The sequence below is a fragment of the Paracidovorax anthurii genome (assembly GCF_003269065.1).
Lineage (GTDB): Bacteria > Pseudomonadota > Gammaproteobacteria > Burkholderiales > Burkholderiaceae_C > Paracidovorax > Paracidovorax anthurii.
Window position 1 is genome coordinate 23,638 of sequence record NZ_QLTA01000034.1, and the last position, 15,828, is coordinate 39,465.

The 15,828-nt window shown below is 68.9% G+C and carries 16 protein-coding genes; 10 read left to right on the forward strand and 6 right to left on the reverse strand.

All coding sequences use genetic code 11. The annotated features are described in order from the left end of the window. Nucleotides 1-12 precede the first annotated feature (12 nt). The 3 genes from sctS to AX018_RS15960 are packed head-to-tail and all read left to right on the forward strand — an operon-like array spanning nucleotide 13 to nucleotide 1,732. Nucleotides 13-276 (forward strand): type III secretion system export apparatus subunit SctS, encoded by a 264-nt coding sequence (gene sctS, locus AX018_RS15950; protein WP_111879062.1) that lies wholly within the window; start codon nucleotides 13-15, stop codon nucleotides 274-276. After that, on the forward strand, nucleotides 273-1,268 hold the full coding sequence (locus AX018_RS15955; protein ID WP_111879064.1) for a hypothetical protein: 996 nt from the start codon (nucleotides 273-275) through the stop codon (nucleotides 1,266-1,268). Before sctS ends, AX018_RS15955 begins: the two co-directional genes overlap by 4 nt. A gap of 8 nt (nucleotides 1,269-1,276) precedes the next feature. After that, a complete protein-coding gene (locus tag AX018_RS15960; RefSeq protein WP_111879067.1) occupies nucleotides 1,277-1,732 on the forward strand; it encodes a type III secretion system chaperone family protein in 456 nt (151 codons plus the stop codon). Between the two features lie 35 nt (nucleotides 1,733-1,767). On the opposite strand, the gene AX018_RS15965 is transcribed toward AX018_RS15960, so the two are convergent. Both AX018_RS15965 and AX018_RS25290 read right to left on the reverse strand, forming a co-directional pair. Further along, nucleotides 1,768-2,463, reverse strand: coding sequence for a winged helix-turn-helix transcriptional regulator (locus AX018_RS15965; protein ID WP_245951595.1), 696 nt, complete (start codon nucleotides 2,461-2,463; stop codon nucleotides 1,768-1,770). A gap of 236 nt (nucleotides 2,464-2,699) precedes the next feature. Beyond that, on the reverse strand, nucleotides 2,700-3,053 hold the full coding sequence (locus tag AX018_RS25290) for a hypothetical protein (RefSeq protein WP_170146284.1): 354 nt from the start codon (nucleotides 3,051-3,053) through the stop codon (nucleotides 2,700-2,702). A gap of 4 nt (nucleotides 3,054-3,057) precedes the next feature. Between AX018_RS25290 and AX018_RS15970 the strand changes: the two genes are divergently transcribed. Next, nucleotides 3,058-4,464 (forward strand): helix-turn-helix domain-containing protein, encoded by a 1,407-nt coding sequence (locus AX018_RS15970; RefSeq protein ID WP_245951588.1) that lies wholly within the window; start codon nucleotides 3,058-3,060, stop codon nucleotides 4,462-4,464. Between the two features lie 147 nt (nucleotides 4,465-4,611). Here AX018_RS15970 and AX018_RS15975 read toward each other — a convergent pair whose 3' ends face one another. Together AX018_RS15975 and trpE are read right to left on the reverse strand one after the other, a co-directional pair. Then, the gene (locus AX018_RS15975; protein WP_111879073.1) at nucleotides 4,612-4,953 is read right to left on the reverse strand and encodes a chorismate mutase; all 342 of its coding nucleotides are present in this window, start codon (nucleotides 4,951-4,953) and stop codon (nucleotides 4,612-4,614) included. Further along, nucleotides 4,950-6,449, reverse strand: coding sequence for an anthranilate synthase component I (gene trpE / locus AX018_RS15980; protein WP_111879075.1), 1,500 nt, complete (start codon nucleotides 6,447-6,449; stop codon nucleotides 4,950-4,952). The genes AX018_RS15975 and trpE overlap by 4 nt, the downstream gene beginning before the upstream one ends. Before the next feature lie 398 nt (nucleotides 6,450-6,847). Here trpE and AX018_RS15985 point away from each other — a divergent pair, with 398 nt between their 5' ends. Beyond that, nucleotides 6,848-8,638, forward strand: a complete 1,791-nt coding sequence (locus AX018_RS15985) for a methyl-accepting chemotaxis protein (protein ID WP_111879078.1) — start codon at nucleotides 6,848-6,850, stop codon at nucleotides 8,636-8,638. A 56-nt stretch (nucleotides 8,639-8,694) separates the two neighbouring features. On the opposite strand, the gene gph is transcribed toward AX018_RS15985, so the two are convergent. Further along, nucleotides 8,695-9,405 carry a phosphoglycolate phosphatase gene (gph, locus tag AX018_RS15990; RefSeq protein WP_111879080.1) on the reverse strand — a complete coding sequence of 237 codons (711 nt, stop codon included), beginning with the start codon at nucleotides 9,403-9,405 and terminating at the stop codon, nucleotides 8,695-8,697. A 291-nt stretch (nucleotides 9,406-9,696) separates the two neighbouring features. On the opposite strand from gph, the gene AX018_RS15995 reads away from it, so the two are divergent. Beyond that, entirely contained in the window at nucleotides 9,697-10,143 is a 447-nt protein-coding gene (locus tag AX018_RS15995; RefSeq protein WP_111879083.1) for a hypothetical protein, read from the forward strand. Nucleotides 10,144-10,173: 30 nt separating this feature from the next. On the opposite strand, the gene rpe is transcribed toward AX018_RS15995, so the two are convergent. Then, the gene (rpe, locus tag AX018_RS16000; RefSeq protein WP_111879086.1) at nucleotides 10,174-10,854 is read right to left on the reverse strand and encodes a ribulose-phosphate 3-epimerase; all 681 of its coding nucleotides are present in this window, start codon (nucleotides 10,852-10,854) and stop codon (nucleotides 10,174-10,176) included. Nucleotides 10,855-10,893: 39 nt separating this feature from the next. On the opposite strand from rpe, the gene apaG reads away from it, so the two are divergent. From apaG to AX018_RS16020, 4 genes are all read left to right on the forward strand, one after another. Then, nucleotides 10,894-11,301: a Co2+/Mg2+ efflux protein ApaG gene (gene apaG, locus AX018_RS16005; RefSeq protein ID WP_111879089.1), complete on the forward strand. Its 408-nt coding sequence runs from the start codon at nucleotides 10,894-10,896 to the stop codon at nucleotides 11,299-11,301. Beyond that, the gene (locus AX018_RS16010; RefSeq protein ID WP_245951590.1) at nucleotides 11,298-13,277 is read left to right on the forward strand and encodes a site-specific recombinase; all 1,980 of its coding nucleotides are present in this window, start codon (nucleotides 11,298-11,300) and stop codon (nucleotides 13,275-13,277) included. The genes apaG and AX018_RS16010 overlap by 4 nt, the downstream gene beginning before the upstream one ends. Before the next feature lie 180 nt (nucleotides 13,278-13,457). Next, nucleotides 13,458-14,717: a cation:proton antiporter gene (locus AX018_RS16015; protein ID WP_111879095.1), complete on the forward strand. Its 1,260-nt coding sequence runs from the start codon at nucleotides 13,458-13,460 to the stop codon at nucleotides 14,715-14,717. After that, nucleotides 14,707-15,828 carry a YbdK family carboxylate-amine ligase gene (locus AX018_RS16020; protein WP_111879098.1) on the forward strand — a complete coding sequence of 374 codons (1,122 nt, stop codon included), beginning with the start codon at nucleotides 14,707-14,709 and terminating at the stop codon, nucleotides 15,826-15,828. Before AX018_RS16015 ends, AX018_RS16020 begins: the two co-directional genes overlap by 11 nt.

Sequence of the window (15,828 nt, forward strand, 5' to 3'; positions counted from 1 at the left end):
CACCAGACCGCCATGAACCACGACAACGTCGTCCAACTCACATCCGAGGCGCTGATGCTGTGTCTGCTGCTGTCGCTGCCGGCGGTGGCCGTGGCGGCCATCGTGGGGCTGCTCGTGGCGCTGGTCCAGGCCGTTACCTCGCTGCAGGACCAGTCGATCTCGCAAGGCATCAAGCTCATCTGCGTGACTGTGACGGTGGCCGTGAGCGCCCCCTGGGTCGGCAGCACGGTTCTGCAGTTTTCCCAGCGTCTTCTCACTGCCGTATTCACACCATGATCCCAACCCCTTTCTCTGCACAACTGCAGCAGCAGCGGTTGCGGCAACAGCGCAACCGCCAGCAACTGCAGCAGCAACATATCAAGCAGGAGCATCTGCGGGAGCAGGGCGCGCAGCAGGCACTGCAACGCCAACAAAGCTCGGGGAGCTTCAACAACTACGTCTTCAAGACGCTGGGACGCGCGCCACCACCGCCACCGCCCAGGCAAAGCCACCTGCCGGGGCAGGGGGGAGAGCCGGCACCGGAGGGCGAGCGCACGCCACTGGACTATCAGGCGGATTTCGAGCGGGCCAAGGAAGCCGGTGAAGACGCGCGCAGCGAACGCTCCGGCCACGAAGCCGAAAGCCACAAATCCGCGCACGAGCACGGCCATGACCGGGAGGTCGCCCATCGCCGGCACGAAGTCCTCGAACCGTACACGCAGGACGTTTTCCTCCAGCCCGAGGGCAACTCGGCGCAGCAGCAAGGTCGCGACGGCGACAACGGCTCCGGCAACCAGTCCGGCGGCCGGCAATCGGGCGGAGACACGGGCGGCCAGAGTCGCAGTTCGCAGAGCCGGCGACTCACGAACAGGTCGCAGCCCACCGCGCCTGCATTGGACAAGGCGTTCCAGGACGCGATCGAGGCCGGGCTGGCCAACCCCGACCCGTCGGTGCAGGCGTCCTCCCTGGTGAGCGTTCTCGGCCAGGTCATGATGGCTGGAGACCATCTCGGCTTCCAGCGACAAGCCACACAGCTGGCCATCATCGGCAAGTACATCGCCATGAGCAAGGACAACAAGGACATGGTCAAGACGTTCGCCACCGTGGCCACCACCAAGGCAGCGCTCCTGGCGGCAGGATTCGACGTCTCCAAACAGGGCCCTGCCGACCGCTTTGCCCTGTTTTTTCTACAGCTTCTCAACATCAGCCGCCCCCGCACCCAATCCCAGGAAAACCTGACCACCGAACGGCTTGCGGATTCGCCCAACTGGCTGCTGCAGCGCGCATAAAACCGACTATGAGCTTTCAACAATACGAACAGCTTGTGACCGACCTGTGCTCGGCCATAGACCTCCCCGACCCACCGGCCGTGCTGGAACGTGGCTGGGTCGAGGTGGAGGGATTCGAGGTCCAGCTCACCCACTACGAGAACGACGTGGGCGCGATGTACCTCAACTTCCACTACGGCATCGTGACCCCGGGGCGCACCCTGACCATTTACCGCCTGCTGCTGGAGGCCAATCTCACGGTGTATGCCCAGGACCAGGCGCAGGCCGGCATCAACCCGGACACGGGCGGCATCATCCTCATCGTCCGGGTGCCGATGACCCCCGACATCACGGGTTCATGGCTGGCCGAAACGCTCACCCACTACGCCGAGCACGGCCGCTACTGGGGCGACAACATCCTTGGTTCCACCGACGAGGCCTTCCTGGGCATCTGCTCCGGAGATTACCTGTGGATCAAGGTATGACTATCGCCCCGCCTGAGCGCCGGGGCCTGCCTGCATCAACTGCCCAGCGGCGGCATCGGAGGAATGGCGCTCATGGGCTGCACGGCCCTCGGGCGCGGCGTATGGATGTGGACGCAGGTCTGCTGGTGCGAGATCGGGCCGGGCTCTTCGCCGGTGGCCGAGAGCAGGCGGTAGCCCCGGCCGTAGGCGGCCTGGACACGCAGGCTGCAGCCTGTCTGGCGCAGCTTGGTGCGCAGCTTGTAGATGTGCTGCTCCAAGGTGCGCTTGTTCGACTCCACGGAGCGCCCCCAGACGCGCGCCACGATGGTGGGAGACGACACGACCTGGTTCGGCCGCGAAAACAGCAGCCAGGCCAGCTCGCATTCGCGGTGGGTGAGCTCGACGGTCTTGCCTCCGTGCACGATGCACTGGCGGGCGGGGTCGAGTTGGCAGCCATCCACGGCGATGGCATGCGACGCCTCCAGCGAGTAGGCCTCCACGTGGCCCCGGATGCGCGCCTTCAGTTCGTCGTGGCCGACACGGGAGAGGTTGATGTAGTCCACGGCCCCGCAGGCCAGGGCGGTGCCGAAGCCGGCCTGCAGCTCGGAGCCGGCGACCAGCACTGGAACATGGGTGGAAATGCAGCTTCGGATCAATCCAAGATCCTCCGCGAGCGTTCCACCGCAATCCTCCAGGATCACCGCGTCCGGCGACTGCTTTCTGGCCTGTATTCGGAAGGCCGCGATGCTCACTTGCAAGATGGCTTGGATCCCCCCCCGGGACAACAGATCCACCAGGAATTGATTCACCGCGGAACGGCGCGACAGCAATGCGACTTGCATGAAGTTCCCCATACGCAAACGTTTTCGTTGATATAGCCATGACCTTGACGGCCATGTGATCGTCACCAATGCATTCACAAATTTTTTCAATTTTTGCAAATGACTGTGCGTGAGTGACGACAGACGCAAGCTTAGTTCATTCCGGATCACGCCGAACGATTGATCATTTGCACCGACTTGATAGTCAGCCCCAATTTCAGAGTGAAAAGTGTGTCGCCAGAAGGCGGCTTTTCACATTTTTTTAATTGATTGTTTCGACTTCTGTCAATCAGCAACCCAGTCAATTGTTTCAAGCAGCACCAGATGACTGCACGGGCATCCAGCCCCTGATGTCCCCGCCCGGCGCAGGGGTCCACGGCGTCCACCCCCCGCACGGAACGCCAGTGCGCAAAGTTGAGGATTCGCGGAGGCTGTGTGAGCTTTGTTTTCGCCCCCGTTCCTAGCATGAAGACGTCACCAAACACGAGGCGCGGCGGGGGCCGCGACAACAACATGCTCATTTCCTTGCTCTCTCTTTCCTGCCAACGCATTGGCAACAATGCGCCCGCGCTCACCCAACTGCTGCACAACCTGCAGATCAAGGACGCAGCCGCCATGGGCCGGCGCCGACTCGAACGCGGACAGGCCCGCGATGCCAGCCCCGTCGAGGAGGGCGCGCTGCTGGGCCGCACGCTGCTCGTGATCGGGCAGGAGGAACTCGCGAGCGATGTTTTCCACCAGCAGCTCAAGGCCTACGATGCCGTTTCGCGCAGCATGGTGCGCTGGCACTCGGCGCTGGACCAAGCCTGGATGTTCCATCACCTGCGCAAGCCCGCCCGCGCCACGGCATGCTGGACCATCGTGGCCAATGACCACAATGCCCCGACGCCCCTGCGCATCGAGGCCTGCTGCGGCCTGGCGCTCTCGCTGCAGGCGCAAGGCCACCACGCATCGGCCTTGATCGCGGCCCAGCGTGCCCAGGTGCTGTGCGAGGCCGCGGACAGCACCCACCTCGCGCTCCATGCAGACGCCATCCACCTGGAGGTGCTGGCCCGTGTGGAACTGCTGCGCAGCGAAGAGCTTTCCGACCACGCCTTCGCCGAATCGGTGCTGGAGGTGGGGCGGGACCGGATGACGGGGGACACGCTGTCGGACGAACTGCACGGCCTGGAATCGCACGCCGCCACCCCGCCGCTGCTGCGCGCGCGCCTCGGCTACCTGGGGGGCATGCTGGCCAGCACGCACGGATCGGCGCGCCAGGAATCCGTGGCCATCTTCGCGCGCTGGCTGCGCCAGCATGGCCTCACGGGGCTGGAAAGCGAAGCCCGCGTCGAGGGGTGCCTCGCCCTGCTCGCCTGCCGGGCCATTCCCGCCGCGCGCGAAGTGATCACCCCCCTGGCGGGCGGAGAGCGCGAAGTGGAACACCACCCCCTGGCGTCGGACATCCAGTATTGCCTCTCCAAGATCCACATGAGCGAGGGGCGCCTGAGCGAATCACTGCGCCAGTACAAGCGCCACGTGGCGCAATCCATGCGCGTCGTCCACCACGCAGCACTCCAGCGCATGGAAGTGCCAACCACGGCGGCGAGCGGCGCAGCGCAGGACACGGTGGGCCTGCGCCTGCCCCCCCGCTACCGGGCCGCATACCGCTACATCATCGAGAACCTGCACGATGCCAACCTCTCGGTGCGCGAGATCGCGGGGCGCCTGGGCATCACCGAACGGGCACTGCAGCTCGCGTTCCGCAACCACCTGGGCATGACCCCCGCCGAACTGATCCGCCGCGAGCGCGTGCGGCGCATCGAGGGGGAAATGGAAGAAGCCAACGCCACGGGCGGGCGCGTGCACATGCTGGACGTGGCGTCCCGCTGGGGCATCAGCAACCGCTCCACGCTCGCCAATGCCTTCAAGCTGTCATCCGCGCGGCACTGATGGACGCAGGCGCACGGCGATCACCGGGGCGGCCCGCGCCGGCCTCATGCGGGTTTGCAATCCAAGAGAGAGCAAGGTGCGAAGCAGGCCGTGCCGCAGCACGCCCCGGCGAAGCAACGCCGTGATCTCTTGGATTGCGAAGCCATCTCACGGGCTGCCGTCGCCCGCCTTCTCTCCGGAGGCCGCCAGCCGCGCGAACTCCCGGTGCTCGTAGGCGATGTAGACCTCCATCATGGCGCGGTAGATCGCCTCGATCACGTCGGGCTCGCCCCCCTCGGCCGCGGCACGCGCGCGGACCCGGCCCACGATGGACTCGATGCGCTCCTCGTCGCGGACCTGGCTCTCTCTGCGCTTGTTGTGCGCCGCCTGCGTCATGTAGCCGCCACGCTCCACCAGCAGCGGCACGAGGATGTCGTCGAGCGCATCGATGCGCTCGCGCACTTCGGCCATGCTCCGGCACGGCTGGGTCCTGTCGATCGCCCGGGTCATTCGAGCCCCTCTTCCACGAGTTCGGCCGCGCGCAGCAATGCGCGGGCCTTGTGTTCGGTTTCCTTCCACTCCAGCTCCGGCACCGAATCGGCCACCACGCCGGCCGCGGCCTGCACGTAGAGCGTGCCGTCCTTCACGATGCCGGTGCGGATGGCGATGGCCACATCCATGTCGCCCGCATAGCTCAGGTAGCCGCATGCGCCGCCATAGAGGCCGCGCTTGGTGGGTTCGAGCCGGTCGATGAGCTCCATCGCGTGCACCTTGGGCGCGCCCGTGAGCGTGCCGGCCGGGAAGGTGGCCTTGAGCACGTCCATGCTGGTCATGCCCTCGTTCAGCAGGCCTTCCACGTTGCTGACGATGTGCATGACGTGGCTGTAGCGCTCGACCACGAAGGCCTCGGTCACCTTCACGGAGCCGGTCTTGGCGATGCGGCCGATGTCGTTGCGCGCGAGGTCGATGAGCATCACGTGCTCGGCGCGCTCCTTGGGGTCGTTGACCAGCTCGATTTCGGCCGCCTTGTCCTTCTCGGGCGTGGCGCCGCGCGGGCGCGTGCCCGCCAGCGGCCGGATGGTGATCTTCTGCCCCTCCTCGGTGCGCTCCTGGCGCACGAGGATCTCGGGGCTGGCACCCACCACGTGGCTGTCGCCGAAGTGGTAGTAGTACATGTAGGGCGATGGATTGAGCGAGCGCAGCGCACGGTACAGCGAGAGCGGGGATTCCGTGAAGCGCTTGTGGATGCGCTGGCCTACCTGCACCTGCATGAAATCGCCCGCGGCGATCAACTCCTTGGCGCGCTCGACGGCCGCCAGGTAATCGGCCTTGCCGAAATCGCGCTGGGGCGGATGGCTCTCGGTGGGCTTGACCACCGGCGCAGCGACGGAGTATTTAAGCTGCTCCTTCAGCTCGCGCAGCCGCTTCTTGCCCCGCGCATAGGCTTCCGGCTGCGCCGGGTCCGCGTAGACGATGAGATACAGCTTGCCCGAGAGGTTGTCGATGACGGCCAGTTCCTCGCACTGCAGTAGCAGGATGTCGGGCATGCCCAGCGTGTCGGGCGGGCAGGTGGCTTCCAGCTTCTTCTCGATGTAGCGCACCGCGTCGTAGCCGAAGTACCCCGCCAGCCCGCCGCAGAACCGCGGCAGCCCGGGCCGCAGCGCCACCTTGAAACGCTTCTGGTAGGCCGCGATGAAATCCAGCGGATTGCCCTGGGCGGTTTCCACGACCTGCCCGTCGGTCACCACCTCGGTGCGGGCCTGATCGCCAAAGCCGCTCGCGCGCAGCAGGGTGCGCGCGGGCAGGCCGATGAAGCTGTAGCGCCCGAAGCGCTCGCCGCCCACCACGGATTCGAGCAGGAAGCTGTACCGCCCTCCATCGCGCGCATGGGCCAGCTTGAGGTACAGCGACAAGGGGGTTTCCAGGTCCGCAAATGCCTCCGCGATGAGCGGAATGCGGTTGTAGCCTTCGCTGGCCAGGCTTTTGAATTCAAGTTCGGTGATCACGGGGAGAGCGCTCCAGATCGGTCAGCGCATGGAACGGGGCAGTGCCCGCGCATGCCGCGCCAGGTTCATTGCAGTCGGCCCCGCAGGGGCCACGGGTGCACGCCGGAGGCGTCGGCCCCGGGTGCGTTTCAGCGGTTCGATGCGGCAGGCCTGCGCCAGGGCCAGGCTCCCCGGTCGCTACAACCTGTGATGAACACGTGGTGAATGAACATGGGCGCAAAGTGTAGCAAAGCAACACACCCCGTGCCGGCGTGGCCGCCGGGCCACAGGTTCCTCCGCGGAAGCCGGACTCCGCACCGCGAAAAGCACGTGATTGTCTCTGGAGCGCGTTATGGTGTCGGCGCCACTATCTTGGCGGGTTCCCATCGGCAGAGAAAAAAGATACGGAAGGAGGTCCCATGGCATTGCATCACATCAAGGTCGGCACCCGGCTGGCACTCTCATTCGGCATCGTGCTCGCCATCACGGCCGCCATTGCCGCCATTGGCGTATGGCGCCTGCAAGCGCTGGAGAACACGACGCGGCAGCTCACCATGGAGGACAACGAAAAGCTGCGCATGGCCTTGCAATGGCGCCAGACCATCGAGCTGAACTGGGTGCGCACCCGCGCGGCGGCGCTGGATTCGGAAACCTCGCGCCTGCCCGCCTGGCAGGCAGAGATGGACAAGACCTCCGAACTCACGGCCACGTCCCGCAACCGGCTGCAGACATTGGTCGTCTCCGACGAAGGCAAGCAGCTGATCGCCCAGGTCGATGCCGCCCGCGAAGCCTACCGAGGCCCGCGCGCCAGTCTCCTGAAGCGCCGCCAGGGCGGCGAGGACGTCTCCGCGGCGCTGGAGCGCGAGATCCAGCCGCTGGCCATTCGGTACATCGAGGCGATCCAGCAACTGGAAAAGCGCCAGCAGGTGATCTACGACGCCTCCGTCCAGGAGGCAGAGGACGCCGCCGCCGCCGGGCGCATGACCCTCATCGTGGGCGGCATCGCCGCGCTGCTGCTGGGGATCGCGGCCGCCGTGCTGCTGAGCCGCTCGATCACCGGGCCCCTGCGCCTCGCGGCCACGCGCGCCGGGCAGATCGCCGAAGGCGACCTCACGCAACCGATCGAGGCCCAGGGCAGCGACGAGGCGGCCCAATTGCTGCGGGCCCTGCAACACATGCAGGAGAACCTGTCGCGCGTGGTGGCCGGCGTGCGCAGCAATGCCGAGAGCGTGTCCACCGCGAGCGTGCAGATCGCGCAGGGCAACAACGACCTCTCCGCCCGCACGGAGCAGCAGGCCAGCGCGCTGGAGGAGACCGCCGCCTCCATGGAAGAACTGGGCTCCACGGTGCGGCAGAACGCCGACAACGCCCGCCAGGCCAATCAGCTTTCGATGAATGCCAGCACCGTGGCCGTCCAGGGCGGCGAAGTGGTCGCGGAGGTGGTGGACACGATGAAAGGCATCAACGAGAGCAGCCGCAAGATCGCGGACATCATCAGCGTGATCGACGGCATCGCGTTCCAAACCAACATCCTCGCCCTCAACGCGGCGGTGGAGGCCGCACGCGCCGGCGAGCAGGGCCGGGGCTTTGCCGTCGTCGCCTCCGAGGTCCGCACCCTCGCCCAGCGCAGCGCCACCGCCGCCAAGGAGATCAAGGAGCTCATCACGGCCAGCGTGGGCCGCGTGGAGCAGGGCACGCAGCTCGTGGACAAGGCCGGCACGACGATGACGGAAGTGGTGCACGCCATCCGGCGGGTGACGGACATCATGGGCGAAATCAGCGCCGCCAGCCAGGAGCAGAGCCAGGGTGTGGCGCAGGTGGGCGAGGCGATCACGCAGATGGACCAGGCCACGCAGCAGAACGCGGCCCTGGTGGAGCAAAGCGCCGCGGCGGCCGGCAGCCTGCGGTCGCAGGCCGCTCAACTGGTGGAGGCCGTGGCGGTCTTCCGGCTCTCGCGGGAAGGCGCCGCCACACGCCCACGCCCTCCGGCACAGGCCGCCACCCCCACGCCACAAGCGCCACGGCCGGCCCCCGCGCGGGCGCCCGTTGCGGCGCCACGCGTGGCTTCGGCCGCGCCGGCGCGCAAACCGCTGGCGGCACCGCCGGCACCAGCGCCACGCACTGCGGCCCCTGCGGCCCTGCCGTCGGCACGCGCACCGTCCCCGCCAGCGTCCGCGCGCGGCGGGGACGACGACTGGGAAACCTTCTGAAGCCCCCTGTGCCCCGCTCCGCTTCATAAGCGCCGCGGGGCACGCGGCCCCGGCCGTCAGGCCGCGGGCGCCAGCTCCTGCAGGCTGTCCACGTGGGCATCGGCCTCCACCGCCCGGGCGGGCTGGCCGTGGTTGTAGCCATAGGTCACCAGCACCACCGGGCAGCCCGCGGCCCGCGCGGCGCGCGCGTCGTTGACCGAATCACCGATCGCCAGCGTGCGCCCGGGCGCCGTGCCCAGGGCCTCGCAGGCTTTCAGCAGGGGCAGCGGATCGGGCTTCTTCCGCTCGAAGGCATCGCCGCCGAACACCTGCTCGAAGAGCCCCGACAGCCCCTTGGCCTGCAGCAGCGGGACGGCGAACGCGGTCGGCTTGTTGGTGACGCAGACGAGGCGCAGCCCCGCGGCACGCAGGGCCTGCAGGCCCTCGGCCACGCCCGCGAACACCCGTGAATACTGGCCGTTGATGGCGAGGTAGTGGCGCTCGTAGGCCGCCCACGCGGACGGATACAGCGCCTCGGCCCTCTCCGCGCGCTGCTCCTGCGCCAGCGGCTGCAGGACGTGACCGAGCACCGACCGCAGCAGATGCTCGGTGCCCTTGCCCACCATGCGCTCGATGTCGGCCGCCGCGATGCCCGGCAGGGCCAGATCGGCCAGCGTGCGATTGAGCGCCTCCGCGAAGTCACCCAGGGTGTCGACCATCGTGCCGTCCAGGTCCACGATTGCTGCATCGGCGCGGGCCACCAGCGCCGCCACGGAACGTTCCACCATACCCATCCATCCTCGTTGTCCAAGAACGTGTCCACGTTCTACATGGCCGCCGCACGGCGGCCCCTGGGAGCCGGTCCGCCACGGACCGGCGCGGGGCACGCAGTGTAGTCCGCCGCCTCCCGCGCGTGCGGGATCGGCCACACACACCGTCTCGGCCGTCCGACAGACCTCCAGGCCCCGGCCGCCTACGCTGAAAGCACAGTTTCCGCCCCGTTGCGGACGGAAACCGTGGGTTGCCCGGGCCCGCCGATGGAGACGGCCCGACTTGTCCATGAATGGAGGATTCTTGCCATGACGAACCGATTCACTTCCGCCCCCCGGCTCCTGTCCACCGCCTGCCTGATCGCGGCCTGCGCCGCCGCCCAGGCCGCGCCGGACGGCTCCGCCGCGCGGGAGCGCTACCAGCAGGACCGCCAGGCCTGCCTGCAGGGCGACACCGCCCAAAGCCGAGAGACCTGCCTGCGCGAGGCGGGCGCCGCGCTGCAGGCCGCGCGCGCCGGCCAGCTCGCGGAGCAGGGCGCGGCCAATGCCGACGCCTACGCCCGCAACGGCGTGCAGCGCTGCGATGTCTTCAAGGAGGAGCAGGACCGCAGGGCCTGCGTGGCCCGCGTGAATTCGGGCATGACCGAAGGCTCAGTGGGCGGCGGCGGCGTGCTGCGCGAGGCCGTCACCCAGGTGCAGCTGCCGCAGAGCCAGGGCCAGCCGGCGCCGGCCCCCGCCTCGCCCATGAACCAGTGAGCCAGTGAGCGGGCGCGCGGGAGGCCGCCGTCAGGCCAGCTGGGCGCGCATGGCGTCGATGACGGCGCGGTAGTCGGGCTTGCCGAAGATCGCGCTGCCCGCCACGAAGGTGTCGGCGCCGGCATCCGCCACGCGGCGGATGTTGTCCACCTTGATGCCGCCATCCACCTCCAGGCGGATGTCCTTGCCGCAGGCGTCGATGCGCCGGCGCAGCAGTTCGACCTTGCGCAGCGCCGAGTCGATGAAACCCTGGCCGCCGAAGCCGGGGTTCACACTCATCACGAGGATGAGGTCGATGTCTTCGATCACCCAGTCGAGCACGTCGAGGGACGCGGCGGGGTTGAATACGAGGCCCGGCTTCACGCCCTTGGAGCGGATGGCCTGGATGCTGCGGTGCACGTGCGTGGAGGCATCCGGGTGGAAGCTGATGTAGTCCGCGCCCGCCTCGGCGAAAGCGGCGGCGATGGCGTCCACGGGCTCCACCATCAGGTGCACGTCGATGGGCACGGGGCGTCCGTCCGGCGTGACGGCGTGGGGCTTGAGGGCCTGGCACACCATCGGGCCGAAAGTGAGGTTGGGCACGTAGTGGTTGTCCATCACGTCGAAGTGCACCCAGTCGGCGCCGGCGGCGACGACGTTCTTCACTTCCTCGCCCAGGCGGGCGAAATCGGCGGACAGGATCGAGGGGGCGATGCGGAATTGGCGGGTCATGCCGCAATTGTCGCAGCCGCCGCCGTTACCATTGCGCCCATGCCGAAGTACCAGTTCCAGGCCGAGGTGCAGCCCCAGTACCTGCCCGAGCAATCCACGCCCGAGGACGGCGCCTACAGCTTCGCCTACACGATCACCGTGACCAATACCGGCGACGTGCCTGCGCAACTCATCGCGCGGCACTGGATCATCAGCGACGCGCGCGGCCACACCGAGCAGGTCAAGGGACTGGGCGTGGTCGGCCAGCAACCCCTGCTGCGCCCCGGCGAGTCCTTCCAGTACACGAGCGGCTGCCGCCTGCGCACGCCCAGCGGCAGCATGCACGGCAGCTATTTCTGCGTGGCCGAGGACGGCGAGCGCTTCGAATGCCCCGTGCCGCTGTTCGTGCTGGAGGCCCTCTCCGGAGGCGTGTCGGGCACCCCGCTCTCCGGCCGGGTGCTGCATTGAACGCCCAGGCCGCCGGGCCGGGCCCGCTGCTCGCGGCGCTGGACCCGGCCGCGCCGCTCGCGCGGCGGCACCTGTGGATCATCGGCTTCTTCGCCTGGGTGCGCGGCGACGGCCAGTCGGTGGACGCGGCCATCGGCCGCCTGCGCGGCTTCGTGGAAGCCGCCGAGCAGGATGCCGGCGCGCGGGAGCGCCTGCGGGCCTGGTGGAGCACGCTGCTGGGCACGGTGGACATCACCACCCTGCTGGCCGATTTCGGCTTCGCGCCGCGCACGGCGCTGGCGAGCGAGATGGCCGAGCGCCTGCGCTACAAGCTGCTGCCGGGCAGCCCGGAAACCATCGATGCCTCCGAGCTGTTCATGCTGGCGTTGCCGGGCGATTTCGACGCGCAGTGGCTGGCCGCGCTCGACGAGGCGCTGCTCGGGCGCCTGCTCGCGCTGCTGGCCCCGGGCGAAGCGGGCGGCGCCACGCGCTGGCAGCAGTCGCTGCTGGACGCCATCACCTATTGCGCGGGGCAGATCCTCTCCACCGGCTTCGCGCCCGAGCTGCGCCTGCGCATGAGCGAGGCCGCGCGCGACGCGCAGCCCTTCCATGCGCTGATCCGCGACGTGGAGAGCCTGCGCGTGGAGGTGCTGCACCCGTTGCGCACCACCGACCGGCTCGACGAGGCCGTCGCGCGCCTGCGCGAGCGGCTGGAGGCCTGCCGCGCCGCAGCGGCCACGGTGTATGCGCACTTCGAGGACAACGGCATTTCCGTGGGCCTGGTGTTCCGCCTGCGGCAGCTGCGCGAGCGCATCCTGCGCGTGCGCGATCTGCTGGACTGCCTGCTCGCGCCGCAGCCCGCCACCAGCGCCGCGCGGCTGATGGCGCGGCTGGTGACCGTGGGCCGCGAGCGGCGCAGCCTGCGCGCGCTGATCGCATCCAATTCGTCGCTGCTGGCGGCCAAGGTGGCCGAGCGCAGCGCCGAGACGGGCGAGCACTACATCACCCGCACCGGCGCCCAGTACCGCGCGATGGTGGCCAAGGCCGCGGGCGGCGGCTTCGTGATGGCGTTCACCACGCTCATGAAGTTCGGCATCGCGGCGCTGGCGCTCTCGACCTTCTGGGGCGGCTTCTGGGCCGGCGTGAACTACGCGGTGAGCTTCGTGCTGGTGATGCTGCTGCACTGCACGGTGGCCACCAAGCAGCCGGCGATGACGGCGCCGGCAATGGCCGCCAAGCTCAAGGAGCCTCAGACGCCCGAGGCCGTCGAAGCGTTCGTGGACGAGGTCACGCACCTCGTGCGCTCGCAGGTGGCGGCCGTGCTGGGCAACGTGCTGGTGGTGTTTCCAGCCGTGGCGGGGATCACGCTCGCCATCGCCTGGGCCACGGGCGCGCCGGCGATCAGCCAGGCCGAGGCGCGGCACGTGCTGCACTCGCTGCAGCTGCTCGGGCCGTCGCTGCTCCATGCGGCATTCACCGGCGTGCTGCTGTTCTCCTCCAGCATCATCGCGGGCTGGGCCGAGAACTGGTTCGTGCTGCACCGGCTCGATTCGGCGCTGGCCTACAACCCGCGCATCACCGCCTGGCTGGGCCCGGCGCGCGCGGCGCGGTGGGCGAGGTTCTGGCGCGAGAACCTCTCGGGCTTCGCGGCCAACGTGTCGCTGGGCTTCATGCTGGGGCTGGTGCCGGCCTTCGCCGCGTTCTTCGGCCTGGGCCTGGACGTGCGCCACGTGACGCTCTCCACGGGGCAGCTCGGCGCGGCGCTCACTTCGCTGGGCCTCTCCGCGCTGCACCAGCCATCCTTCTGGTGGGCGGTGGCCACGATCCCGTTCATCGGCGCGCTCAACGTCACGGTGAGTTTCTACCTGGCCTTCCGGCTCGCGCTGCGGGCCCACAGCGTGACGGGCGTGGAGCGGTCCCGCATCATGGCGGCGCTGCGCGCGCGGCTGCGGCACGCGCCGCTGCAGTTCTTCGTGCCCCGGCGCGGCGCGGCCTGAGCCACCTGCCAGGCCCTCCGCGCGCCGCCGGGAGGGGGCGTCCGTCCTACAGGATCGCCCAGGATCAGCGGGTACAGTCGGTCGGCCCCCGGCCGGGGGGTGCGCGGGCCGTGGATGCGGCCCGCGTGCGGACCGGGCGGGCTGCGGGCACCCGCCCGCGCGACGCATAGGACGACAACAATGGATGAAATCATGGGTTTCTGGGCGCAGTGGCTGCGCCCATCGGCCGGCCTGCCCACGGTGCAATGGTCGCTGCTGCTGGCGGTGGCCGCGGTCTCGGGCTACCTGTTCCAGCGCCACATCGGCCTGCCCAAGGTCGTGGGCTACACCCTCGTGGGCACCATCGCGGGCCTGCTGGGCTTCAGCGGCGCGGTATGGCCGCTGCAGGGCATCGGCCTCTTCCTGCTGGAGCTGGGCATCGCCATCGTGCTCTTCGAGGCGGGCGGGCGCATTCCGCTGCGCTGGTTCCGCCACAACCCGATGGTGCTGGTGCAGAGCATCATGGAGTCGGCGCTCACCTATTTCGCGGTGTATTACGTGATGCTGTGGCTGGACGTTCCCCAGCGCGCCGCCGGCCCGCTGGCGCTGGTGGCGCTGGCGGCCTCGCCCGCCGTGCTCACCCGCGTGGTGGCCGACACCCGCGCGGCCGGCCCGGTGACCGACCGCTCCATCGTGCTGGCCACGCTGTCCACGCTCTACGCCCTCACGCTGGGCAGCGCGACGGCGGAGCTGATCAACCGGCCGGCCGCGCGCATCATGGACACGGTCTATCCCGTGATGGTGGTGCTGGGCGTGTCCATCGTCGTGGGCGCGGTGCTGGCGCTGGTGCTGCGCACGGCGCTGCGCTTCATGAGCCCGACGAGCGAGAACACGGCCTTCCTGCTGCTCACGCTGATCGCCGCCGGCACGGCCGTGGCCGCGCACATGGGCGGCTCGGCGCCGCTGGCCGCGCTGCTGGCGGGCATGCTGCTCAAGCAGCTCAACCCCCGCCCCTGGGCCTGGCCGCGCCAGCTCGGCACGGCGGCCTCGCTGCTCACGATGCTGATGTTCGTGCTGGTGTCCACGGTGGCCGCGCAGGCCGACTGGAGCGGGCCCGTGGCCGGCGCGGTGCTGGCCCTCATCGTGGTGCGCCTCGCGGCCAAGGCCCTGGGCGTGGCGCTGGGCAATGTGGGCAGCGGCGCGAGCTGGCGACAGGCCCTGTGGGTGGGCTGCGCGCTGACGCCGATGTCCTCCATCGCGCTGCTCATCGCCTCGCAGTTCGTGGTGGCCTCGGCCGCCACGGGGCAACTCATCGCCCGCGTGGCGCTGCCCGCCATCCTGCTGATGGAAGTGCTGGGCGCCGTGATCGCCACGGTGGCGGTCTACCGCGCCGGAGAGAGTTCGAAACCCTGGGCGCCCCTCACGCGCGCCGCCAACGGAGATGCCAGCCGTGAGTCTTGAAGCCTTCCACCATTCCGAGCCGCTGACGCTGGGCGTCGAGCTGGAGCTGCAGCTCGTCAACACGCACAACTACGACCTCGCGCCGTATGCCGAGGACATGCTGCGCCTCATGGCCAAGCAGCCGCTGCCCGGCAGCGTGGTGCCCGAGATGACCAACAGCATGATCGAGGTCTCGACCGGCATCTGCCATTCGAGCAGCGAGGTGCTGGGCCAGCTCGCGCAGATCCGCGATGCGCTCGTGAAAAGCGCCGACAAGCTCAACATCGCCGTGGCGGGCGGGGGCACGCACCCCTTCCAGCAGTGGCACGAGCGGCGCATCTACGACAAGCCGCGCTTCCAGGAGCTGTCGCAGCTCTACGGCTACCTCTCCAAGCAGTTCACCATCTTCGGCCAGCACGTGCACATCGGCTGCCCCGATGCCGACGCCGCGCTGCTGATGCTGCACCGCATGTCGCGCTATATCCCGCATTTCATCGCGATGTCGGCCTCCAGCCCCTACGTGCAGGGGCAGGACACGGCCTTCGATTCGGCGCGGCTCAACTCGGTGTTCGCGTTTCCGCTCTCGGGCCGCGCGCCCATGGTGCTCACCTGGAAGGACTTCGAGGCGTACTTCGAGAAGATGACGCGCACCGGCGTGGTCAAGAGCATGAAGGATTTCTACTGGGACATCCGCCCCAAGCCGGAGTTCGGCACCATCGAGATCCGCGTGTTCGACACGCCCCTGACCATCGAGCGCGCCGCCGCGCTCGCGGGCTTCGTGCAATCGCTGGGCGCCTGGTTCCTGGCCGAGCAGCCCTTCACGCCGACGGAGGACGACTACCTCGTCTACACCTACAACCGCTTCCAGGCCTGCCGCTTCGGCATGGAGGCGGTGTACGTGGACCCGGCCACGGGCAGCCACATGCCGCTGCGCGACCACATCCTGCAGACCCTCGACCACATCGCGCGCCATGCCACGGCCACCGGCGCCTCGGGCGCGCTGCACCTGCTGCGCAGCGAGGCGGCGGCCGGCCAGAACGACGCGCGCTGGCTGCGCGACCGCCAGCGCGACGAGCAGCTGCTGGGCGAAGTGAGCCGGCAGGCGGCGCTGCGCTTCCGGGGCAGCACCTGA

What these genes read in the sequence shown, in the direction of transcription:
- AX018_RS15975 (WP_111879073.1), bottom strand. Translation starts at nt 4,953, where the DNA reads ATGACCCGGGCGATCGACAGGACCCAGCCGTGCCGGAGCATGGCCGAA.
- AX018_RS15955 (WP_111879064.1), top strand. Translation starts at nt 273, where the DNA reads ATGATCCCAACCCCTTTCTCTGCACAACTGCAGCAGCAGCGGTTGCGG.
- AX018_RS15985 (WP_111879078.1), top strand. Translation starts at nt 6,848, where the DNA reads ATGGCATTGCATCACATCAAGGTCGGCACCCGGCTGGCACTCTCATTC.
- AX018_RS25290 (WP_170146284.1), bottom strand. Translation starts at nt 3,053, where the DNA reads ATGAGCATGTTGTTGTCGCGGCCCCCGCCGCGCCTCGTGTTTGGTGAC.
- AX018_RS15960 (WP_111879067.1), top strand. Translation starts at nt 1,277, where the DNA reads ATGAGCTTTCAACAATACGAACAGCTTGTGACCGACCTGTGCTCGGCC.
- sctS (WP_111879062.1), top strand. Translation starts at nt 13, where the DNA reads ATGAACCACGACAACGTCGTCCAACTCACATCCGAGGCGCTGATGCTG.
- gph (WP_111879080.1), bottom strand. Translation starts at nt 9,405, where the DNA reads ATGGTGGAACGTTCCGTGGCGGCGCTGGTGGCCCGCGCCGATGCAGCA.
- AX018_RS15995 (WP_111879083.1), top strand. Translation starts at nt 9,697, where the DNA reads ATGACGAACCGATTCACTTCCGCCCCCCGGCTCCTGTCCACCGCCTGC.
- apaG (WP_111879089.1), top strand. Translation starts at nt 10,894, where the DNA reads ATGCCGAAGTACCAGTTCCAGGCCGAGGTGCAGCCCCAGTACCTGCCC.
- AX018_RS16015 (WP_111879095.1), top strand. Translation starts at nt 13,458, where the DNA reads ATGGATGAAATCATGGGTTTCTGGGCGCAGTGGCTGCGCCCATCGGCC.
- rpe (WP_111879086.1), bottom strand. Translation starts at nt 10,854, where the DNA reads ATGACCCGCCAATTCCGCATCGCCCCCTCGATCCTGTCCGCCGATTTC.